Genomic DNA, 21,500 nt, shown 5'->3' with positions numbered 1-21,500 from the left:
ACATGACACGCGACGAACTGCTAGAAAAGCTCAACTCTGTGGAGTGGAACGACATAGAGTTTAAGGAGGCGGGATTTGCTGTTCCTAAGTCCGCACTTGAGACTGTTAGCGCTTTTGCAAACACGAAAGGCGGGCATTTAGTGTTTGGTATCAAAGAAGGGCAAGCGGGTAATCTCACGATTACAGGCGTACTCGACGTCGACAAAGTGCAGAATGACTTTTTGGGGCAGACTAGGAATGATCAAAAAATCAGTGTGTCTCTGCCGATCGCAGAGAGCCTTCACAGCTTTCCAGAAGGTGAGGTGATCTGCTTTTTCGTTCCAGAAGCATCAACGAAGGAAAAGCCAGTATATCTCGACCAAAATCCCAAAAAGACCTACGTAAGGAAGGGAGGTGGAGACTACCGATGCTCAGATATTGAGCTCAAGCGCTTTCTCAGGGACTCCGGTAGCACTCCTTTCGATTCCGAGACCCTGGATCTAAGTCCTGAAACGTTCTTTTCTGCGGAAACCGTTCGTTGGTACCGATCAAGATTTGAAGCTAGCAATCCTGGTAAGAATGGCGCCGTTGACGATTTGACGTTTTTGAGGAACTGGGGCTATTTGATTGAAACGGAAGGAAGTCTCAAACCCACCAGGGCAGCCGTTCTCACTTTTGGCGACGGACAATATGTGCGTCAGCAACTACCTCGGATGGTTGTTGACCTTCAATTGTATCGATACCGTTCCGACGAGTATTCACCAACAGCAAGATGGGCAGATCGCATCACTGTTGAAGAAAATCTGATTGAGGCATGGAAAGCGATTTTAGATTTTTTCCAGAAACACAGTGAAAGACCGTTCTCTGTCGATTCCTCGACTTTGCGTCGAGATGACGACCCACCTGACTACATTTCCTTTCGCGAGGCGGCCATCAATCTCCTAATTCACCAAGACTATGGAGACCCATCTCGAGTTCCGGTAATTCGCATCTTTAGGGATAAGACGGAGTTTTATAACCCAGGTGACGCTTTCGCTTCACGTGAACAGTTGCTGGACCCGGGTGACAAAGAGGTGAGGAACCCCAAAATTGTGAATGCCTTCCGAAGGATTGGGCTATCGGATCAGGGTGGCACCGGGGTCGCGGCCATTTTCGACAGTTGGCGACGGCTGGGTTATCTGCCTCCTGAGATCGACAACGACAAGGCAGAGAAAAGCTTCCGGCTGAGCTTGCGGCGCGAGAGACTTCAGAGCGAAGAGCAGCTGCTGGCCCAAGCAAACCTAGGTGTGCAGTTGTCTGAGCATGAAGCAGCAGTGTTTGGGTACCTTATCCGTAAGGGTGGGGTCGATATCGCTGATATCAAAGCTTTGACTGGGCTGCCTGGGGCGTCCGCTGTTCAACTTGCTGAGCGACTGACTGTACAAGTCATCGTCCAGAAAGTTTCCGGCCAACCCAATAAGTACGCCTTGGTGGACCATCTTGCTGAACGATACGGCCTCGGCGGCGCACAAAAAACGTCGGCAAAACAGCTTATTGAAGGGAAAGACAGCCCTCAAACAGGTACCGAACAAGTTACCGAACAAGTCGACAGCAAGCCTACCGATCAAGTGGCGTTGCTCCGCGAATTAACCAGTGTTCAGTGGGTGATCGTAAGGTATTCAGACACCCCACGCTCTTTCGCTGAGCTAATGAGGGAAGCTGGGTACTCCCAGAGACCGCACTTTAAAGCTACGCACCTAGAGCCGCTGATCGGAGGCGGTGTCATCCGCATGACCATACCGGACAAGCCGACCTCTTCAAAGCAAAGGTATGTCCTCACTGAGGCCGGATTGAAACTCAAGGAGCTGCGCCGAGAGACCGAGCATCAGCAGCAGAAAGACGACAGCAAATGAGCGAGACACTCAATCTAGGATCTACGAAAGACGGCGGGGAGGTAGAATGCCTAGGTCTCACGTTTGCGAACGATCAAGCTCGTCGCGAGCATTTCTTGGCTCTTCTGGCGCAAAAGTTGAAAGACCCGGCCTTCCGGAGCGTTGAAGGTTTTCCTCAGGGGTCTGATGACGCCATTTTGGCTATGTCCGACCCGCCCTACTACACCGCTTGTCCTAATCCGTGGTTGGCGGATTTTGTTGACCATCATGGGAAGCCTTATGACCCAGATCGCGAGTACTCGCGGGAACCAATGGCAATTGACGTGTCAGTGGGCAAAACCGACGCGCTCTACAAGGCACATGGATACCATACAAAGGTTCCCCATCTGGCAATCGTTCCGTCGATCCTTCATTTTACGGAGCCTGGTGACATCGTTCTCGATGGGTTCGCAGGGTCGGGAATGACCGGTGTTGCATCGCAATGGTGCGGTACAGCACCGGCAACCTATAGACACCAGTTGGAGCTGGATTGGAAGAAAGCAGGCATTCCGGCTCCCAAGTGGGGAGCAAGACGCGCAGTTCTAAACGATCTTTCGCCGGCCGCTACGTTCATTGGGGCCAACTATAATTTGCCATTTAATGTCGATGCATTTTCAAAAGCGGGAAAGAAATTGCTTCGTGAACTGGAGCGAGAAATAGGGTGGATGTACGAAACCGTCCATACCGATGGGACTACGAAGGGCCGGATTGAATACACAGTCTGGAGCCAGATTTTCAGTTGTCCAGAGTGCGCTGGAGAAGTGAACTTCACAGAAGAAGCACTTGATTCTGAGTCCAAGCGCATCCGGGATAGTTTCCCGTGTCCTCACTGCGGAGCGGATCTCAAAAAAACTCGTCTCGAACGACTTGTAACGTCGAAAATCGATCAAGTGACTGGGCAGACGTTCGAGGTACCAAAGCGTGAAGCGTTCCTCATCGTCTATAGCATTGGAAAGGATCGGTTTGAAAAGAAACCGACCGATGCTGATCTCGAACTATTGCGCAAAATAGAGGCGCTACCAGCACCAAGTAGCATGCCAACAACTAAAATTCCGCCTATGCATATGACGCATGAGCGAGCGCGGATGGATTATTCCGGAGTGACACATGTGCATCACTTCTTCCTGTCCCGAGCCTCGCATGCGTTAGGTTTGCTTTGGCAAAAGGCGCATGCTCATCCCGATGAAAACATCCGACGTTTCCTTCTGTATTTTGCGGAGCAAGCGATTTGGGGCATGTCAATACTGGCACGATATGCCCCAACTCATTTCTCTCAGGTCAATCAGTACCTAAATGGTGTTTATTACGTGGGCTCTCAGATTGCGGAGTGTAGCCCTTGGTATATCCTTGAAGGTAAGCTAAATCGTCTGGTTAAAGCGTTTCAGCAGTTTCGAGCTCGACCGGACTATGCTTGGATTACGACCGGAACAGCGGCTAGTGTTCCGCTCCCTGATAGTTCTATCGACTATGTGTTCACAGATCCGCCGTTTGGCGAAAACATTTACTACGCGGATCTGAATTTCCTCGTGGAATCGTGGCACGGTGTCACAACAGATGCTGAGCCAGAGGCTATCATTGATCGCTTCAAGAAGAAGGCGCTGCCGGACTATCAACGTCTGATGCAGCAATGCTTTGCTGAGTATAATCGTGTCCTCAAACCGGGCCGCTGGATGACGGTCGTGTTCTCAAACAGCAAGGCCTCGGTCTGGAATGCGATCCAGGTTGCGCTTCAGCAGGCAGGCTTCGTCGTAGCAGAGGTCAATGCGCTCGACAAAGTCCAAGGCAGCTACCGTCAGGTGACATCCACCACTGCCGTAAAGCAGGATCTGGTCATTTCAGCATACAAGCCGAATGGCGGCCTGGAGCAGCGCCTCGCGGAACGAGGTGCTGCTCCCGACTCTGCATGGGACTTCGTCGGAACTCACCTGCGCCAGTTGCCAGTTACAAAGGGGAAGAGCGGTTTGCTCGAGATGGTCGTGGAACGCGACCCGCGCCGCATTTATGATCGGATGGTTGCATGGTTTATTCGCCATGATTTCCCAGTGCCACTGTCTACAGAGGAATTTCTGGATGGGCTGCGAAGCCGGTACCCCGAACGCGACGGTATGGTCTTCTTGCCCGAGCAGGTGGCAGAGTACGATCGCAAGCGTGCCCTAGCCGCTCAGGCCCCTCAGATGGAATTGTTCGTCTCGGATGAGCGCTCTGCTATCGACTGGCTGACGGATTTCCTGCGCAAGCGGCCTTCGACCTACCAAGAGGTGCATCCGGAATTCACGACGCAAGTTGGTGCAGGATGGAAAAAGCACGAAGAAAAGCCCGAGCTTTCGGCTCTGCTGGATGAAAACTTCCTGCGCTTCGATGGGAATGGCGACGTGCCGAGCCAGATCCACAGTTATCTGTCGACCAACTTTAAGGATCTTCGTGGACTGGAAAAGGAAGACCCACGCCTGAAGACAAAGGCAAAGGACCGCTGGTTCGTGCCCGACCCAAACAAGGCGAAGGATCTGGAACAGAAGCGCGAACGCTCGCTGCTGAAAGAGTTTGAGGCGTACAAGACCGCGACCAAGCGCCAGCTGAAGGAGTCTCGACTCGAGGTGCTGCGGGCTGGGTTCAGGACGGCTTGGGCAACGAAGGACTACAAGACGATCATTGGTATCGCTGAAAAGCTGCCGGACGAGACGCTGCAAGAGGATGAAAAGCTCTTGCTCTGGTACGACCAGGCGCTGACCCGCACGGAGGCTGATGCGTGACGCATGCCGCCCAAGACTATGGCATCGGCACGTGGTGCTGGCATGAACGACATGCCGCACCCTGCCGTGTCGTGGACCGGGAGGAAATGTGGGGCGCAACCTCATACCGGGTCTGGCTGCCGGGCAAGGATGCCGTTGTCCGTGCTAGGTCGCGCGACCTAGGGCCGCTCGACGCCGTCCGACCGACAGTCGATCAGATCCTGCACACGGCCGCCGCCGCAAAGCTATTGGATGCGCTGGAAGACAATCTGCTTCTGGCACCGATCCAGTCGAGCGTCGTTCCGCTGCCGCATCAGCTCTACGCCCTGAACCGCGCCATGAGCCGGGATCGAATACGCTACCTGCTCGCGGATGAGGTGGGGCTCGGCAAGACCATCGAGGCCGGTCTGATCCTGCGCGAGCTCAAACTGCGGGGCATGGCGAAGCGGATCCTTGTGGTCGCGCCCAAAGGACTGGTGCGGCAATGGCAGGCCGAGATGCGCTTGCATTTTGGTGAGAACTTCCAGTTCATCGAGCCGTCAGAGCTTTCCGCATACCGGCAGTTTCGGGATGATGAGGAGAACCTCTGGCGGTTGCACGATCAGGCGATCTGTTCGCTGGATTCGGTGAAGCCACTCGAAGGGCGGCGCGGATGGAGTGCGGAGCAACTGAGCACTTACAATCGTGAACGGTTCGAAGATCTGATCTCGGCCAACTGGGACCTTGTGATTATCGACGAAGCTCACCGAATGGGAGGCAGCACGGATCAGGTTGCGCGGTACAAGTTGGGTGCCGCGCTTGCAGAAGCTGCCCCATACCTTCTGCTTCTGTCGGCAACGCCGCACCAAGGGAAAACGGATCAATTCCACCGGCTGATGCAGCTGCTCGATCGTGACTCCTTTCCGGATGAAAGTAGCATTTCCAGTGATCGTGTGCGTCCGTTTGTCGTCCGAACCGAAAAACGATTGGCAATTGATGCCGAAGGTAAACCGTTGTTCAAGCCGCGCGTGACACGAACACAAGCGGTCGCCTGGCTAGATCGCCACAGCGCGCAGCAGGGCTTGTACGAAGCGGTCACTGAATACGTTCGCCACGGCTACAACCAGGCCATGGCATCCAAGCAACGCCACATCGGTTTCTTGATGATCCTGATGCAGCGGTTGGTGACATCCAGCACTGCGGCTATCCGAGCGACCTTGGAAAAACGGCTTCTTGCTCTGGATGACGATCATCGGCAGTTGCAGCTGTTTTCTTCCGATGGCGTCGGTGAGTGGCATGAGCTGACGGGTGATGACCAGATCGACGTTGCCGTGGCATTTGAAGCCTTGGGCGATGAACGAAAAGATGTCGAAGCGCTTCTCTTTCTTGCTCGTGAGACCGAGGCACAAGGGACTGACGCCAAGGCCGAGGCTCTTCTGGAGCAGATCTACAAGATTCAGCAGGAAGAGAACGATCCTGAACTGAAGGTCCTGGTCTTCACCGAGTTTGTTCCAACACAGGCTATGCTCGCAGAGTTCCTTGAGAGCAGGGGCTTCTCGGTTACAACGCTCAATGGCAGTATGGATATGGAAGCGCGTGGCCGCGCTCAGCGGGCTTTTTCAGGGGATGTCCGTATTCTGGTCTCCACGGACGCTGGTGGCGAGGGCCTTAACCTTCAATTTTGCCACATCATCGTCAACTTCGATATGCCGTGGAATCCTATGCGCGTTGAGCAACGGATTGGTCGAGTGGATCGCATTGGTCAGCCCCATATTGTGCGGGCAATCAATTTTGTGCTCGAAGACACGGTTGAGCATCGCGTCCGAGAGGTACTCGAAACAAAGCTCGCAGTGATCGCAGAAGAATTTGGCGTCGATAAAGTCGCTGATGTGATGGATTCAGTTGAAGCAGAGCCATTGTTCGACGAGCTGTTCGTTCAGGGCCTTCAAGATCCCGCGTCGATCGAAACGGAATGCGATGCAGTTCTGGCCCAGCTTCGGTCCACGCTGGTCGACAGTCGTAAGAGCAGCGATCTTCTATCAGATGGACATGATCTGGATGCTGATGGTGCCCGAAAGTGGCGCGATCACCCGGCGCAGTTTTGGCTGGAGCGTGCAATTACGACCGGACTGCCAGCACGTGGAGGAGAAGCTGCGCGAGACGATGACACGTGGCGGATACGATGGGCTGATGGTAGCGAGTCACCCGCGGTGTGCTTCGATGCGCGAACGGCCGGTGCCCGACCCGATGTCGAATGGGTTACGCTTGAAGATCCTCGGGCGCAGGCTCTGATTTCCGACCTACCAAGATGCGTTTCTGGCCAGCCCGTCCCTGCCGTCCGCATAACCGGACTACCTGATAGTGTAAAAGGCGTTTGGTCACTTTGGGAAATCAGCCTTGCGGCCGATGATTTCAGCCGCCGTCGCTTCTTGTCGGTATTCGTCAATGATGAGGGGCGCGCCTTCCAACCTACGGCAAAGCGTATTTGGGATGTTCTGTTGACTGAACAGGTAGAGCAGTCCGAACCCCGTACATCACAAGACCCACATGACTGGTTCGAGCGTTCAAAAACAGCTGCGGTTGCTCAAGGCGAGCGTATGTTTTCTGATCTGGTCACAGAGCACATGACACGAATTGACGAAGAGCGTGCAAGGGCGCTGTATGCCTTCGAGGCTCGCCACCAAGCGATTGGGAGGGTCGGACTTCAGACGGTTCGTGACTTTCGTAGAAAACGCCTCCAGAACGAGCATGCTGAGCGAATGGCAAATTTAGATGCGGCAGCATCCTATTCGCCCGATCTTAACGCACTTCTCGTTCTGCGTATTGGCGAACCGCTGGATGGTGGAAAATGAGTGCCTGGGCCGACCGCATCCTGCGAGAATTCACTGCAGATCTTTCCCGGTTCTGGATCGCATTGGATCCGGATGGCCTTCTCTTGGAAGAGCGAGTTCTGCATGGTCTTCGTGAACGTGGATTTGAGGTTATCCCCTTCGAAGACTCAGTGTCGTTCAGAGCCGAGTACGAAGAGCGCTTCCGTGCGGCATGGGATGCTGGCGAGGATGGTTCTGCCAAGGCGCTTGTCTTGCAGCTAAGAGGGACGGAACTCAATTCACTCCCGTGGGACTACATCAGATCGGCGCGCCAAGTCAGTCTGAGTTTGGCTGATCTGTTTCCCAAGCTGAACTACGGCGTCGTCCGTAGGATTGAAGCTGAACATCATGAAGCGCTTTTCCAATCATATCAGAAGCATACGACACAACTCCTTGGAGAAGGGGCAACCAAGGATTTTATACTGACGCATATCTTTAGGCTCAGCCCCTATTTGCTAAGCAGGCCAGAAGATTTCTGGCGGGAAGTTTTGCGTCTTCACTATCGCGGAACCGGGCTCCCGGAACATCTGGCAAAGCACGTTGCGGCTGTCCTGAGAGAATCTCCCCTCGGAACACTGCCAATTGCAGAGTTGCTGACATCTAAGGCATTTATGGTTCGGGTGATTCAGGATGCGTGGTCTCGCTTCGTTGTCCGGTATGGTGTTGAGACCGACGGCAGGGACGGAGACCGGACGGCAGATGAAAATAACGCGCTTATTGTGCCATTCGATCATCCTGATGTGCGCGTCATCATTGACACGATGTTTCTGGAAGGCGTCCTTCAGCCCATAGCTGTACATGTCCGACCTGCAGACTTACCGGATTGGATACGGATAGGATTGATCGACGATCCGCAGGCCCTTTCCCGACTGGTGTCAGAAGGTGCGACGAGGATCGCAGCCGACATGCCATTGATCGATGCGCCGTATCGCGACTGGGTGGAAGCGGCCCGTCGCCTGGCGGAACTCATATATCGCTTCAATGAACTCAAAGCCGCAGATGCTGCTGGCCTACAGGAGCAGGTTCGGACGTTGCAACTGAACGCCGATGCGCGGCTAAAGGAGTGGGTGTCTCGGCACTTCACCGACTTGCCTTCATTGCCCGTCGCGAAAGCGCCTGTGATGGTGCACCATGTGCCAAGATATTTAGCTATGCGCCGCAGCTCTGGTGAAGATCGAATTGCCCTCGTTGTATTTGATGGCTTGGCACTGGATCAGTGGGCACAAATCCGTGAGGATCTGGCAGCGAGAGTTTCTGAATTTTCTGTAGATGAAGGTGCCTGTTTTGCGTGGCTGCCGACACTGACTTCCATCTCTCGCCAAGCGCTTTTTTCCGGTCTCAAGCCTCGCGAATTCCAGAGTTCGATGGGCACGACAGCGCAAGAACCATCACTCTGGTCGAAGTTTTGGCAAGAGAACGGACTGAGGAAACCCGAAGTCACCTATCAAAAAGGGCTTAAACGATCTGAACAACTGGCGGGATTGGAGGAAATTCTGTCAAAGCCTACGACAAAAGTGGCTGGCATTGTTGTCGATATGATCGATGAAATCGTGCATGGTGCAATGCTGGGTAAACGTGGGATCGCTGGACAAATTCGCGATTGGTGCGAAACTGGTTTTATTGAAAAACTGTTCACCATGCTCAGCCAGCATGGGTACCATATTTACCTGACAGCAGACCACGGCAACGTTGATGCAGAAGGTATTGGGCGGCTCAGTCAAGGCGTTGTATCCGAATTGAAGGGTGAGCGAGTTCGGGCTTATCGCAGCGAGGATCTTGCCTCATCTGTTCCGCCGGAAATTGACGCCTTCCAGTTCGGAAAAACAGGACTGCCATCAGATTTCTTGCCGCTGTATGCGGAAGGGCGGGGTGCTTTTGTCCCTGCAGGCCATCAAATTGTCGCTCATGGTGGGATGTCTGTGGAAGAGCTGATTGTCCCATTCGTAAAGATCCGAATGAAGAAGGAAGAGAATGCAACGTAAAGCGCCCCAGATCGGCTTTGACCGTTTCATCCGCCTTGACTGGGCAGCGGCCGCTTTGCGGGTAAGGTCGGGTGCTGCGGACATTGGCGAGCTCGATCAGATCCTCACCGAAGCCCATGCCGGGCCAGAAGCGAAGAAGAAGACACGGACTGTCCTGAACCGTCTCTGGCTTGAACCGCGCGAGGAGGTCGTTGGTTTGGCGGATAGAGGGGTCGAAATCTTTGCCAAGGTTTCGAATGCACAAGTCGAAGTGCTGACCTGGGGGATGGCTATCGCAGTCTATCCTTTCTTTGCAAAGGTTGCCGAAATCGTTGGTCGACTGACGTCCATTCAAGGCGATTGCACCACTGCTGAAGTGCATAGACGGATGGCGGAAATATACGGCGAGCGAGAAGGCACTCGCCGCATGACTAACATGGTCCTCCAGTCGCAGGTCGATTGGTCCTTGCTGAGCAAAAGTGAGAATGGCAAGACGCTGACGCGGAAGCCCTCAATGGCGGTCCAAAGCCCGGAGACGGTTCAGTGGCTTGCCGCGGCACTGCTTATGCATGTGGGACGCCCTCTGGGTCTTGATGGACTTGCGGGTCAGCCGACGATGTTCCCGTTCTCGCTTGGTGACAATCTTGGCTATGTGATTTCGTCGTCTGATGCGCTGGAAGTGAGAGCAGACAGTGCCGGCACCCGCATCGTCGGTCTGAAGGATCGCGAGGGAGCGTGATATGCTGGCTCTTGGCTTGCGGATCTATTCTGTGGGTGGCTGATCGTTGCGTTTGCTTCGTTCGGATTCGAACATCAACCAATACCGCGTATGCCGCCGCTCCCCGGTCCGGTTCAGCGCGCCCATCTCGACCAGGTCCTGCAGGTCCCGGGTCGTGGTCGCGCGCGACGTGCCGGTGATGGCGATGTAATTCTCGGCGCTGAGCCCGCCCTTGAACCCCTCGGGCCCCTCTCGGAACATGCGCTCGATCACCTTGGCCTGCCGGTCGTTTAGCCGATTGCGGAACTGGTCGTAGAACTTCGCCTTGGCGATGAAGAAAGCAACCCGCGTCAGTGTGACCTGCTGCGCGTTCAACACCGTCTCGCCGAACCACAAAAGCCACGCGGTCACATCCAGCGCCTTCTGGTGGGCTTCGAGCGTAACCGCCCGATTGTCACCGCCTGCCACATGGCAGCCTGATCGCCTAAGACACGTGCATAACGACGTCGGTAGCGACGTGTCTTATGCGCGGAGGGGTCATGCGGGGCGAAATTCTGGGGGTCGAGCGGCGTCGCCGTTGGGATGACGCGGGTAAGTTGGCGATTGTGAGCGCGGTTGGTGTGGGCGGCGCGTCGGTGACGCAGGTTGCTCAGCGCCATGAGGTGACCCGTCAGCAGATCTACGCGTGGCGTAGCGAACTGAAGCGGAAGGGCCTCTGGTCCCCGGATGCAGGGGCACTGTTTTTGCCGGTCGGCGTGACGCCTGTCGCCGAGGTGCCAGTCGCTTCGGCCCCACCACCGGTTTCCTGGATCGAGCTTCGTCTGGCCAAGGGGCGCATGCTGCGGTTCGAGAGCGGCATCGGCGACAGGGATCTCACACGGCTGATCCGCGCGGTGGATGGAGCATGATCGGGCCGGGCACTGGCGTTCGCGTGTATCTGGCTTGCGGTGTGACTGACATGCGCAAGGGGATCGCGGGCTTGGCAGCACTGGCGCAGGATGTGCTGCGCCAGAAGCCGACGGGCGGTGCGGTGTTCGCGTTTCGGGGACGCAAGGGTGACCGGCTGAAGCTCCTTTATTGGGATGGCCAGGGGTTTTGCCTCTATTACAAGGTGCTCCAGCGCGGGCGCTTTCCCTGGCCGAACACGGCCTCCGGTTCCGCGCGTCTGACCTCCGCGCAATTGGCTATGTTGTGGGAAGGGATCGACTGGCGGCGGCCGGATTGGGGTGCGCCACCGGCGCGGGTCGGGTAATTTTATCCGGCTGAAATGCCTTGTTTTTATGGCCTATTATACTGCCTCGTGGTAATCAGCGGCATGTCGAGCAATGCCGCAATCCTGCCCGAAGACCCCGCGCTTTTGAAGGCGATGATCGCTGCCTTGCAGGCAGAGAATGCGCGGATGTCGGCGACAATCCGGGCCCATGACCAGCTGATCCAGACCCTGCGGTTGCGTATCGCAAAACTGAAGAAGCAGGCTTTTGGCAAATCCTCAGAGAAGGTCGAGCGCGAGATCGAACAGCTTGAACTGGCGCTGGAAGACCTGCTGATCGCAGCCGCTGAAAGCGAGACTGCCTCCACGGACGAGGATGCTGATGCGACCGCATCCACCAGTAACGATACTGATGCTCACAAGCCCCGCCGTCGTCCCCGCGTGTCGGATACCACGCCGCGCGAGCGTCGAGAGCTTGACCCCGGCACCTGCTGCCCGGACTGCGGCGGCGACCTGCGTCTTGTCGGCGAGGATGTCAGCGACATGCTCGACCTGGTCGCGGCACAGCTCAGGGTCTTGCAGATCGCACGCCTGAAGAAGTCCTGCCGCCGGTGTGAGAAGATGGTGCAGGAACCCGCTCCCAGCCGCCCTCCGGCAGCATGGCGAGCGCCGCGCTGCTGGCCTACGTTCTGATCTCGAAATACGATGACCATCTCCCCCTCTATCGCCAGGCCGAAATCTTTGCCCGCATGGGAGCCGATATCCCGGACAGCACGCTGGTCGACTGGTGCGGGCGCGCGATGAAGGTTTTGCAGCCGCTGATCGAGAGGATCGAGGCCGATATCATGGCCAGTGACGTGCTTCACGCCGACGACACCCCAATCCGTGTTCTGGATAGATCCTTGCGCGACCAAGGGCTGGGCAAGGGCGTGAGGAAGGGCCGGATATGGGCCTATGTGCGCGATCAGCGGCCTTGGGCAGGCGCGTCTCCCCCTGGCGCGGTCTACACCTTCGCGCCGGATTGGAAGGAAGAACACGTCCAGCGCCATCTGGCCAATACCCGCGGCATTCTGCAAGCCGACGGCTACAAGGGGTATGCCAAGCTCTATGAACCGGAACGTGACAGCCCGCCCCGCCTGCGCGAAGCGGCATGCTGGGCGCATCTGCGCCGCGACTTCCATGACGAATGGAGCAAGACCAAATCTGCCATTGCCCGCGAGGCGCTGGATCGGATCGGCGGGCTTTACGACATCGAACGCGAAATCTCTGGTCGTTCTGCGGACACCCGCCTTGCTGCCCGCCAGAGATACAGCGTCCCAAAGGTCGAGGCCTTCTTCGCATGGTCGGAGAGCCAGCTTGCCCTGATCCCCGGCAAGGGCGATCTGGCCAAAGCCTTCCGCTATGGGATCAGCCGCCGCGCCGCATTCAGCCTGTTCCTTGAAGATGGCCGGGTCGCCATCGACAACAATCCGGCAGAGCGCGCGCTCAGACCGATTGGAATCGGAAGAAAAAATTGGCTATTCGCCGGGGCAGACACCGGCGCGGAGACCCTCGCGCGGGCAATGACGGTGATCGAAACAGCCAAGATGAACGGCCTCGATCCCCAAGCGTATCTCACTGACATCCTCAACCGCATCCACGACCACAAGATCAATCGCCTCGATGAACTACTGCCGTGGAATTGGTCGCCATTCGCCGTCGCAAACGCCGAGGCCGCCTGATGGCTGCCATCACCCACATCTGCACCCTCGACTACGTCGCCAAAATGATCGGCGAAGACCTGGAGCTTCTCGAAGCCATCGTCTGGAATGACGACAACCTGACCTACGGCTCAATCATCAGCGTTTATACCGGTCCGGAAGAGACCATCACCGCACTGTCAGACTACGGCGTCGAGGAGCTGACCGACATGCTCAGGGATGCCCGCAGAACCACCGACAGCTGGCATGAATTCCTCGACGACTTCGTCCATGACAAGGAACTCATCGCCCGCATCAGGGCAAAACCACCGCGGTAACAATCGGCCGGTTACGGTGAATCGCATCTTAGCGGCAACCGATAAGGAACAGGTCAGCGTTGAGGATCTGGTGCAAGCCATCGGACATGCCAGCTTTACTCCCGTACTGCTGATACCGGCAATTGCTGTTGCATCACCACTGAGCGGCATACCCATGTTCTCCGCGTTGATGGGTATTTTGATCTTTCTTGTGTCTTTGCAAATGCTGCTGCGCCGTGATCGGCTGTGGCTTCCGAAGTGGCTTTTGAACCGCAAAACAAGCAGCGCGCGCGTAAGATTGGTATTCGAACGGCTCCGCCCTGCGATGACGTGGCTGGATGCCCATACCTACGCCAGACTGACCGCATTTGTGCATAGACCGCTCATTTTTATCCCGCAGACCTTGTGTGTTCTGTCTGGACTCATAATGCCCTTTCTGGAGTTCGTCCCTTTTTCATCGTCTCTGGTTGGCGGTGCTGTTGCACTTTTGGCGTTCGGTATGTTTGCCCGTGACGGGCTGTTCGTCATGCTAGGACTGGCTCTCTATCTAGGGCCTGTCTGGTTGGTACTTCACGTCACGTGATTGCGACGTGCTCCACTTACGCAGACTTGGCATATATCCGCCAAACGGGGGCGCGGCCTATTGAAACCGACCTAGCTTGTAGCCATTTCAAGTGTGCGAGCCGGGCCCCTCTGGCGGATGATGTTTAGAACACATCATTCGTGATGTCGGATCGCTCCCCTAGAGGGGAGTGGACCCACCGATGCTCGTAATTCATGCATCACAAAACCACTCTTCTTCGGGATCAAAACGAAGGAATTTTATATGGAAAGAACTGTTCAACCACGCGACTATGTATCCCCCGAAGGGCTTCAGTACGATGTCGGATTGCGTAAGTATCTGACTGGCGTCTTTGCCTATATGGGTGGCGGACTGGTGGTGTCAGCCTTGGTGGCATTTGCCGTGGCAAATGTTGCCCCTGTCACAGCCCTCATCTTCGGCACGCCCCTCAAGTGGGTTGCGATCTTCGCGCCACTGGCGTTGGTGATGTTTGCGTCTTTCCGGTTTGAGCGACTTTCCGTAGGTGCCCTGCAAGGTCTTTTCTGGGGCTTTGCCGCGCTCATGGGCGTCTCTCTCGCCAGCGCACTGCTGATGTTTACGGGCACAAGCATCGTTCAAGCCTTCCTGAGCGCCTCCATCATCTTTCTGACCATGGCGCTTTGGGGCTACACAACGAAACGCGACCTGTCGGGCTGGGGTAGCTTCTTGATGATTGGTCTGATCGGCGTCATCGGTGCCTCTATCGTCAACCTGTTTCTGGCATCGGGCGCATTGGCAATGGCTGTCTCTGTGATCGGGGTGATCATCTTCACGGGCCTCACGGCATGGGACATGCAGCGCCTGCGGAACGAATATCTGGCGCATCAGGGCGCAGGTGGCGTCGCCATCCAAGCTCACCTTGGAAAGTTACAAATTATGGGGGCCTTGTCCCTTTATCTCAATCTCATCAACCTGTTTCAAATGCTTCTGAGCCTGTTTGGCCAGCGGCAGGAAGGATAAACGATCATGCGAACTCAAGAAACTGTCTCGGCCATGTTGTGCCCCGTCTGCCATACTGGCCTGTCGATGTCGGACCGGAGCGGCGTAGAAATCGACTACTGCCAGTCCTGTCGGGGTGTCTGGCTTGATCGGGGAGAGCTCGACAAAATCATCGAGCGCTCCACCGCACCAGCACCGCCGCCACGGGAGGTGGATACCCGAAACAACCCTGACAGGCGCACAGACGGGGGCGGTCTCATGGGAATGGCATCCGCCTTGTTGAAAGGCGATGACGACCGTTACCGTGGTCGGGATGACGATCACCGTTACGACGAGAGACACGACAAGGGGAGAAGGAAAAAATCGATCTTCTCGGAATTTTTCGACTAATCGCATACATACACCGCTTCCGAAAGGAGGCGGCGTATTGCGTTATGTTTTACACTTGATGGGTTTAGTTCAGAGGAGCGTGGCAATTGGGAAGTAACAAAATCTGGATCATCGTCGGAGCCGTGGCCATCGTCGTGCTCGGCGGATGGTTTTTCCTTACAGGCGATGACAATGCAGATGGTTCCATTAGTGAGCCTGCCGCAATCGAAGGGTCAGATACCGACGAGGATCAGGAAACTGACGACGAGGAAGACGACGCAACCGAAGAGGAAAGTGAAGACAACTGATGCGCGTCGTTTCACAATAGAGGCGTTCTCTCAACTACTCACCGGAAACGGAACGCTGATGTAAGCTGCGATTTGTAGCCTGCTGATCTTCAACGCGAAAGAAATTGGAGAGGTCGAAACGGAAGCAACATCATCAGGCGTTCAAGGCCAAGATTGCGTTGGAAGCGCTGAAGGGCGAGGAGACGGTTGGCGAATTGGCCAATCGGTTCAGCGTGCATCTGACGATGATCTATCAATGAAAACGGGCTTTGCTCGAAGGCGTATCGGGCCTTCGAGCGGGGCAGCCAGAAAGCGCAGGAGGTCGATGAAACATTACTATGCGGACGTCAAAGGCTTGGGCAATGTTGCCGTTAGCCGCCATGCTCAGGCACGTATGGCTGACGACGGTATAACTCAGGAGAGTTTTGAAAGAGTACTTCTCAATCCAGTGCGGCCAGATGGTCAGGACGGGATTGGTGTCGTATGGAGAGAACGCGACGGCCTGAGGATTGTCATTCTCACTGATCCCACTCCGAATATGGGTGCTGTGCTCGTCAAAACCGTCTATCGAGTAAAACCCCAAGCAAATGCTCTCAGGTCAACTCGATGACAAGGGATATTTTATTCTTCTAATCTCAGGAATGGCTTTCCTGAATGGCAGTGCAGTGCTGGCTGTTTCGATCACCGTCATTGCCCGCGCGAGGGTCTCCGCGCCGGTGTCTGCCCCGGCGAATAGCCAATTTTTTCTTCCGATTCCAATCGGTCTGAGCGCGCGCTCTGCCGGATTGTTGTCGATGGCGACCCGGCCATCTTCAAGGAACAGGCTGAATGCGGCGCGGCGGCTGATCCCATAGCGGAAGGCTTTGGCCAGATCGCCCTTGCCGGGGATCAGGGCAAGCTGGCTCTCCGACCATGCGAAGAAGGCCTCGACCTTTGGGACGCTGTATCTCTGGCGGGCAGCAAGGCGGGTGTCCGCAGAACGACCAGAGATTTCGCGTTCGATGTCGTAAAGCCCGCCGATCCGATCCAGCGCCTCGCGGGCAATGGCAGATTTGGTCTTGCTCCATTCGTCATGGAAGTCGCGGCGCAGGTGCGCCCAGCATGCCGCTTCGCGCAGGCGGGGCGGGCTGTCACGTTCCGGTTCATAGAGCTTGGCATACCCCTTGTAGCCGTCGGCTTGCAGAATGCCGCGCGGTATTGGCCAGATGGCGCTGGACGTGTTCTTCCTTCCAATCCGGCGCGAAGGTGTAGACCAGGGGGAGACGCGCCTGCCCAAGGCCGCTGATCGCGCACATAGGCCATATCCGGCCCTTCTCACGCCCTTGCCCAGCCCTTGGTCGCGCAAGGATCTATCCAGAACACGGATTGGGGTGTCGTCGCGTGAAGCACGTCACTGGCCATGATATCGGCCTCGATCCTCTCGATCAGCGGCTGCAAAACCTTCATCGCGCGCCCGCACCAGTCGACCAGCGTGCTGTCCGGGATATCGGCTCCCATGCGGGCAAAGATTTCGGCCTGGCGATAGAGGGGAGATGGTCATCGTATTTCGAGATCAGAACGTAGGCCAGCAGCGCGGCGCTCGCCATGCTGCCGGGGATAGGGCGGCTGGGAGCGGGTTCCTGCACCATCTTCTCACACCGGCGGCAGGACTTCTTCAGGCGTGCGATCTGCAAGACCCTGAGCTGTGCCGCGACCAGGTCGAGCATGTCGCTGACATCCTCGCCGACAAGACGCAGGTCGCCGCCGCAGTCCGGGCAGCAGGTGCCGGGGTCAAGCTCTCGACGCTCGCGCGGCGTGGTATCCGACACGCGGGGACGACGGCGGGCTTGTGAGCATCAGTATCGTTACTGGTGGATGCGGTCGCATCAGCATCCTCGTCCGTGGAGGCAGTCTCGCTTTCAGCGGCTGCGATCAGCAGGTCTTCCAGCGCCAGTTCAAGCTGTTCGATCTCGCGCTCGACCTTCTCTGAGGATTTGCCAAAAGCCTGCTTCTTCAGTTTTGCGATACGCAACCGCAGGGTCTGGATCAGCTGGTCATGGGCCCGGATTGTCGCCGACATCCGCGCATTCTCTGCCTGCAAGGCAGCGATCATCGCCTTCAAAAGCGCGGGGTCTTCGGGCAGGATTGCGGCATTGCTCGACATGCCGCTGATTACCACGAGGCAGTATAATAGGCCATAAAAACAAGGCATTTCAGCCGGATAAAATTACCCGACCCGCGCCGGTGGCGCACCCCAATCCGGCCGCCGCCAGTCGATCCCTTCCCACAACATAGCCAATTGCGCGGAGGTCAGACGCGCGGAACCGGAGGCCGTGTTCGGCCAGGGAAAGCGCCCGCGCTGGAGCACCTTGTAATAGAGGCAAAACCCTGGCCATCCCAATAAAGGAGCTTCAGCCGGTCACCCTTGCGTCCCCGAAACGCGAACACCGCACCGCCCGTCGGCTTCTGGCGCAGCACATCCTGCGCCAGTGCTGCCAAGCCCGCGATCCCTTGCGCATGTCAGTCACACCGCAAGCCAGATACACGCGAACGCCAGTGCCCGGCCCGATCATGCTCCATCCACCGCGCGGATCAGCCGTGTGAGATCCCTGTCGCCGATGCCGCTCTCGAACCGCAGCATGCGCCCCTTGGCCAGACGAAGCTCGATCCAGGAAACCGGTGGTGGGGCCGAAGCGACTGGCACCTCGGCGACAGGCGTCACGCCGACCGGCAAAAACAGTGCCCCTGCATCCGGGGACCAGAGGCCCTTCCGCTTCAGTTCGCTACGCCACGCGTAGATCTGCTGACGGGTCACCTCATGGCGCTGAGCAACCTGCGTCACCGACGCGCCGCCCACACCAACCGCGCTCACAATCGCCAACTTACCCGCGTCATCCCAACGGCGACGCCGCTCGACCCCCAGAATTTCGCCCCGCATGACCCCTCCGCGCATAAGACACGTCGCTACCGACGTCGTTATGCACGTGTCTTAGGCGATCAGGCTGCCATGTGGCAGGCGGTGACAATCGGGCGGTTACGTTAGAACGCAGGCTGCCGGTATTCCTGTTTCTTAAGTTGACGGTCTCCGACAGACCCAGGACGATTCACATCGCCAACCTATGGCCAAGCGAACAGATCGACGCACTCATGCCGTGGAACTACAGACCCTGAATGGTCTCGGCTTCCCGCTTACGCCAGTGCGCGGCCCCAATAGCAACGACCGCCAAAAAAACCAGTAGATTGGCCGGAATCTCTAAACTGAAATCAACAAGTGAATGGATTGCACCTAGGCACAACACGCCCAGTGCCGCTGCCGGCATTGCCAGATTAGTGGTCTGCCGCAGTATGCGTTGGATAATAACTCCAGCCGCAGTAATCAACGCGATCAAGGGAAGGCTGCCGAAAAACAGGCCCAATTCCACCCAAAGGGTTAGGTATGAATTATGGCCAAGCTCAAGAACCCGTGGTGAAGTTATCGGAGGGGCGCGATGGAGCTCAAACGCAGCTGCGAAAGCGTCCAGTCCGTATCCAGTAAAAGGTCGAGCCTCAATCATCCCAATCATTTGCCGATAGAAATCTAGCCGGGTTTCGGACGCTTGTTCAACGAACAAGAAGCGCTCAAGAACCCCTAGGTTCCCGCCCAGCGGAGCCACAGTTGCTAATACAAAAAGACCAACTCCTCCAGTCGCAATGATGGACTTGACGCTGTATTGTTGTTTGATGCTTATTACGACAAACGTCAGCAGGCCTGCGATGATCGTGGCAAACACGCCCATTCGCGACTGTGTTGCCAACAAAGCGAGCGCGATCAGGCTGATCATTACCCAGATAGCGAGCATTTCCACTCGCTCAGGACTTAGCCAAGATCGGTCGTGCAGTGTACGGTTGAATGGGTGGGCGCGCCTTCCCAGTGATAACGCAACCCCCAAAACGATGCCAAAGCCGAGGAAGGTGGCATAAGAGTTGCGATTTACAAATGTCCCAGTTGCGACCCCTTGGTAAGCAAACTTCTCGCCGAGCAATAGCGTATCACCTAGGAAATTTAACGAGATCAACCCCCAGACGGCATGAGCCGTAATGCCAAAGAATAGCATCCATCCGATCCGTTCACCGCGATTGGGTTGTGCCGCGACTTCAAAGACAAGTACAAGAAAAATAAGGTAGATTATTAATCTTAAGGCAGCTAATAGACTCGCATCAGGTGCAACACTAATCGTTCTGATAGCGGACGTAGATGCGACCGACCCTGGTAGCCGCAACAGAAAGCCGGGCAACATATCAGCGATAGGCAGAGCCTGAATCACCCCAAACCCCACAACACTCACTCCCAAAATGAATATTTGTCGGTGTTTCATCATCTGCAGCCTTCGGTTTGGTGCAATGCGCATGCCGCGTAGCAAGTGCCACACAGCGCCCCCGCTGATCGCTAGTCCAAGAACTAGCCACCATACCGGACGGTTGCTGCCAAGTGGTATTGGTGCCAGCAACAGGATTGCGACTAGATACACGGCCAGCCGATCGTTGAGTTTTGTATAGTCACTAGATGACGGCAAATCGTCCTGTGTCTTCGGGTGACTTGGGTATTCATATTTCAATTTCTTAATCAAAGCTTGCACCATCTCGTTCTAAACGACATTTCACAAGTGGCCTACCGCTTCATTTCAACATCGCCTGATCTGGTGACCTGACTCCCCTGGGGGTCCTCGTGTTGGATGTCACTCAGAACTGACCCAGCATTGTCACCGATGACCTGCCCCTTCTTTCGGGGCCACTCGTAAGTCGAGACTGTTCCCCTTTTTGTTTGCCATCATTCGGCGGCGTGAGCAATGGGCGCAGGCGCAGAGCTATCAAGTAGCTCAAACACCTGCTCCCATTGAACTGATGCGGTGGATGCCTCCACCCAACGGCATCAATTGTGCCAAAGTGGTTTCATATGAACCAAAGAGAGGGAGGCATCCATGTCAGAGATTAGCATGTTGGCGATTGATTTGGCCAAGAACAGTTTTCAAGTTTGTGCGGTCCGCCATGACGGTTCCGTCGTCTTCAACCGTGCGGTGTCACGGCCACGGCTCCATCATCTGCTTGCACAGCAAGATGACTGTATTGTTGCTATGGAAGCCTGTGCGACGTCCCATCATTGGGGGCGGGTTGCACAGTCACATGGGCACGACGTTCGTCTGATCCCGGCCCAATACGTCAAGCCATTCGTGAAGCGTCAAAAGAATGATCATGCGGATGCGGCAGCAATTGCAGAAGCGGCGAGCCGCCCAACTATGTCGTTTGTCGCTGTAAAGAGCGCTGAAAAGCAAGGGCGTGCCGTGGCATTCCGAACACATCAATGTTTTGTTCGGCAGCGCACGCAACTGATCAATTCGCTCCGAGGCCATCTGGCCGAATTTGGCTTGGTTGCTGCGAAAGGCCCTGCCAGCCTGAAAGTCTTGGAAAACGCGTTGGCTAACCCCATCACGGACATTCCTGCACAGGTCCGGGAGATGGGGGTCATCTATCTGGCACAGATTGTTCAACTGACCGAAATCATCGAACGATTGGCTCATGAGTTGCAAACGGCATCAAAGGCCGATGAAGAGCTGCGACGGCTATGCACAGTGCCAGGGATTGGGCCCGTGACTGCGGGTGCGATTGCGGCTTTCGCGCCCGACCTGTCTACCTTTGATAGCGGGCGCAACTTTGCCGCTTGGCTTGGCCTTGTCCCCCGACAACGTTCAACCGGTGGCAAAGCTCGACTCGGTGCGGTCAGCAAGATGGGGCAATGCGACATCCGCAAGTTATTGATTGTTGGCGCAATGAGTGTGATCCGCTGGGTTGTTCGCAAAGGCGGCAGCGAGAACCGATGGTTGGCCAACCTGGTGGCCCGCAAACCCAGAATGGTAGCAGCTGTGGCGCTGGCAAATAAAATGGCCCGACAAGTCTGGGCTATGGCAACGAAAGGTGAGGACTATCGAATGGCGTGAC

17 protein-coding genes and 4 pseudogenes are annotated in these 21,500 nt (G+C 56.2%); 15 read left to right on the top strand and 6 right to left on the bottom strand.

Annotated features, from left to right (window positions below):
• Window positions 1-2: 2 nt before the first annotated feature.
• From H9529_RS17205 to H9529_RS17185, 5 genes are all read left to right on the top strand, one after another.
• A complete protein-coding gene (locus tag H9529_RS17205) occupies window positions 3-1,871 on the top strand; it encodes an RNA-binding domain-containing protein (RefSeq protein ID WP_092891912.1) in 1,869 nt (622 codons plus the stop codon).
• Complete coding sequence (locus H9529_RS17200; RefSeq protein ID WP_092891898.1) at window positions 1,868-4,639, top strand: DNA methyltransferase; 2,772 nt, start codon at window positions 1,868-1,870, stop codon at window positions 4,637-4,639. The genes H9529_RS17205 and H9529_RS17200 overlap by 4 nt, the downstream gene beginning before the upstream one ends.
• A gap of 86 nt (window positions 4,640-4,725) precedes the next feature.
• Window positions 4,726-7,449 carry a DEAD/DEAH box helicase gene (locus H9529_RS17195; RefSeq protein WP_223814396.1) on the top strand — a complete coding sequence of 908 codons (2,724 nt, stop codon included), beginning with the start codon at window positions 4,726-4,728 and terminating at the stop codon, window positions 7,447-7,449.
• Entirely contained in the window at window positions 7,446-9,449 is a 2,004-nt protein-coding gene (gene pglZ, locus H9529_RS17190; RefSeq protein WP_092891902.1) for a BREX-3 system phosphatase PglZ, read from the top strand. The genes H9529_RS17195 and pglZ overlap by 4 nt, the downstream gene beginning before the upstream one ends.
• Window positions 9,439-10,167 carry a hypothetical protein gene (locus tag H9529_RS17185; protein WP_092891904.1) on the top strand — a complete coding sequence of 243 codons (729 nt, stop codon included), beginning with the start codon at window positions 9,439-9,441 and terminating at the stop codon, window positions 10,165-10,167. The genes pglZ and H9529_RS17185 overlap by 11 nt, the downstream gene beginning before the upstream one ends.
• Window positions 10,168-10,191: 24 nt before the next feature.
• Here H9529_RS17185 and H9529_RS17180 read toward each other — a convergent pair.
• A pseudogene (locus tag H9529_RS17180) lies at window positions 10,192-10,584 on the bottom strand (DUF4172 domain-containing protein); the annotation flags it as partial.
• 101 nt (window positions 10,585-10,685) lie between these two features.
• On the opposite strand from H9529_RS17180, the gene tnpA (H9529_RS17175) reads away from it, so the two are divergent.
• The 9 genes and pseudogenes from tnpA (H9529_RS17175) (at window position 10,686) to H9529_RS17135 (ending at window position 16,158) form a co-directional block, all read left to right on the top strand.
• Complete coding sequence (tnpA, locus tag H9529_RS17175) at window positions 10,686-11,054, top strand: IS66-like element accessory protein TnpA (RefSeq protein WP_190305743.1); 369 nt, start codon at window positions 10,686-10,688, stop codon at window positions 11,052-11,054.
• Window positions 11,051-11,398 carry an IS66 family insertion sequence element accessory protein TnpB gene (gene tnpB, locus H9529_RS17170; protein ID WP_092893061.1) on the top strand — a complete coding sequence of 116 codons (348 nt, stop codon included), beginning with the start codon at window positions 11,051-11,053 and terminating at the stop codon, window positions 11,396-11,398. Before tnpA (H9529_RS17175) ends, tnpB (H9529_RS17170) begins: the two co-directional genes overlap by 4 nt.
• Window positions 11,399-11,461: 63 nt before the next feature.
• A pseudogene (gene tnpC, locus H9529_RS17165) lies at window positions 11,462-13,077 on the top strand (IS66 family transposase).
• Entirely contained in the window at window positions 13,077-13,373 is a 297-nt protein-coding gene (locus tag H9529_RS17160; RefSeq protein ID WP_190305596.1) for a hypothetical protein, read from the top strand. Before tnpC (H9529_RS17165) ends, H9529_RS17160 begins: the two are co-directional and overlap by 1 nt.
• Window positions 13,374-13,389: 16 nt before the next feature.
• Entirely contained in the window at window positions 13,390-13,935 is a 546-nt protein-coding gene (locus H9529_RS17155) for an exopolysaccharide biosynthesis protein (protein WP_223814395.1), read from the top strand.
• A gap of 243 nt (window positions 13,936-14,178) precedes the next feature.
• Window positions 14,179-14,913, top strand: coding sequence for a Bax inhibitor-1/YccA family protein (locus H9529_RS17150; protein WP_092892946.1), 735 nt, complete (start codon window positions 14,179-14,181; stop codon window positions 14,911-14,913).
• A 6-nt stretch (window positions 14,914-14,919) separates the two neighbouring features.
• On the top strand, window positions 14,920-15,282 hold the full coding sequence (locus tag H9529_RS17145; protein WP_092892944.1) for a TFIIB-type zinc ribbon-containing protein: 363 nt from the start codon (window positions 14,920-14,922) through the stop codon (window positions 15,280-15,282).
• 86 nt (window positions 15,283-15,368) lie between these two features.
• Window positions 15,369-15,569 (top strand): flagellar basal body-associated FliL family protein, encoded by a 201-nt coding sequence (locus tag H9529_RS17140; protein ID WP_092892942.1) that lies wholly within the window; start codon window positions 15,369-15,371, stop codon window positions 15,567-15,569.
• 304 nt (window positions 15,570-15,873) lie between these two features.
• Window positions 15,874-16,158, top strand: a complete 285-nt coding sequence (locus H9529_RS17135; RefSeq protein WP_176847390.1) for a DUF4258 domain-containing protein — start codon at window positions 15,874-15,876, stop codon at window positions 16,156-16,158.
• On the opposite strand, the pseudogene tnpC (H9529_RS21160) reads toward H9529_RS17135, so the two are convergent.
• The 5 genes and pseudogenes from tnpC (H9529_RS21160) to H9529_RS17115 all read right to left on the bottom strand — a co-directional run bounded on the left by tnpC (H9529_RS21160) (window position 16,147) and on the right by H9529_RS17115 (window position 20,134).
• Window positions 16,147-17,045, bottom strand: a pseudogene (gene tnpC, locus H9529_RS21160) (IS66 family transposase). The gene H9529_RS17135 and the pseudogene tnpC (H9529_RS21160) sit on opposite strands and share 12 nt — an antisense overlap.
• A gap of 157 nt (window positions 17,046-17,202) precedes the next feature.
• Entirely contained in the window at window positions 17,203-17,691 is a 489-nt protein-coding gene (locus H9529_RS21145; protein ID WP_263399452.1) for a transposase, read from the bottom strand.
• Window positions 17,692-17,754: 63 nt separating this feature from the next.
• Window positions 17,755-18,100, bottom strand: a pseudogene (gene tnpB / locus H9529_RS17125) (IS66 family insertion sequence element accessory protein TnpB).
• Window positions 18,097-18,465, bottom strand: coding sequence for an IS66-like element accessory protein TnpA (gene tnpA / locus H9529_RS17120; RefSeq protein ID WP_190305743.1), 369 nt, complete (start codon window positions 18,463-18,465; stop codon window positions 18,097-18,099). Before tnpA (H9529_RS17120) ends, tnpB (H9529_RS17125) begins: the two are co-directional and overlap by 4 nt.
• A gap of 220 nt (window positions 18,466-18,685) precedes the next feature.
• Window positions 18,686-20,134, bottom strand: coding sequence for an O-antigen ligase family protein (locus H9529_RS17115; RefSeq protein ID WP_176847244.1), 1,449 nt, complete (start codon window positions 20,132-20,134; stop codon window positions 18,686-18,688).
• Window positions 20,135-20,485: 351 nt separating this feature from the next.
• Here H9529_RS17115 and H9529_RS17110 point away from each other — a divergent pair, with 351 nt between their 5' ends.
• The gene (locus tag H9529_RS17110) at window positions 20,486-21,499 is read left to right on the top strand and encodes an IS110 family RNA-guided transposase (protein ID WP_092891542.1); all 1,014 of its coding nucleotides are present in this window, start codon (window positions 20,486-20,488) and stop codon (window positions 21,497-21,499) included.
• Window position 21,500: the final 1 nt, after the last annotated feature.

The sequence above is a fragment of the Roseicitreum antarcticum genome, from assembly GCF_014681765.1.
GTDB classification, from domain to species: domain Bacteria; phylum Pseudomonadota; class Alphaproteobacteria; order Rhodobacterales; family Rhodobacteraceae; genus Roseicitreum; species Roseicitreum antarcticum.
This window is presented reverse-complemented; position numbering and strand designations above follow the sequence as displayed.

Bases quoted from the DNA above. Each gene is read 5' to 3' on its own strand.
- tnpA (WP_190305743.1), bottom strand. From the start codon at position 18,465: ATGCGGGGCGAAATTCTGGGGGTCGAGCGGCGTCGCCGTTGGGATGAC.
- H9529_RS17145 (WP_092892944.1), top strand. From the start codon at position 14,920: ATGCGAACTCAAGAAACTGTCTCGGCCATGTTGTGCCCCGTCTGCCAT.
- tnpB (WP_092893061.1), top strand. From the start codon at position 11,051: ATGATCGGGCCGGGCACTGGCGTTCGCGTGTATCTGGCTTGCGGTGTG.
- H9529_RS17110 (WP_092891542.1), top strand. From the start codon at position 20,486: ATGTCAGAGATTAGCATGTTGGCGATTGATTTGGCCAAGAACAGTTTT.
- H9529_RS17135 (WP_176847390.1), top strand. From the start codon at position 15,874: ATGAAACATTACTATGCGGACGTCAAAGGCTTGGGCAATGTTGCCGTT.
- tnpA (WP_190305743.1), top strand. From the start codon at position 10,686: ATGCGGGGCGAAATTCTGGGGGTCGAGCGGCGTCGCCGTTGGGATGAC.
- H9529_RS17205 (WP_092891912.1), top strand. From the start codon at position 3: ATGACACGCGACGAACTGCTAGAAAAGCTCAACTCTGTGGAGTGGAAC.
- H9529_RS21145 (WP_263399452.1), bottom strand. From the start codon at position 17,691: ATGTCGAGCAATGCCGCAATCCTGCCCGAAGACCCCGCGCTTTTGAAG.
- H9529_RS17200 (WP_092891898.1), top strand. From the start codon at position 1,868: ATGAGCGAGACACTCAATCTAGGATCTACGAAAGACGGCGGGGAGGTA.
- H9529_RS17195 (WP_223814396.1), top strand. From the start codon at position 4,726: ATGTGGGGCGCAACCTCATACCGGGTCTGGCTGCCGGGCAAGGATGCC.
- H9529_RS17185 (WP_092891904.1), top strand. From the start codon at position 9,439: ATGCAACGTAAAGCGCCCCAGATCGGCTTTGACCGTTTCATCCGCCTT.
- pglZ (WP_092891902.1), top strand. From the start codon at position 7,446: ATGAGTGCCTGGGCCGACCGCATCCTGCGAGAATTCACTGCAGATCTT.
- H9529_RS17150 (WP_092892946.1), top strand. From the start codon at position 14,179: ATGGAAAGAACTGTTCAACCACGCGACTATGTATCCCCCGAAGGGCTT.
- H9529_RS17160 (WP_190305596.1), top strand. From the start codon at position 13,077: ATGGCTGCCATCACCCACATCTGCACCCTCGACTACGTCGCCAAAATG.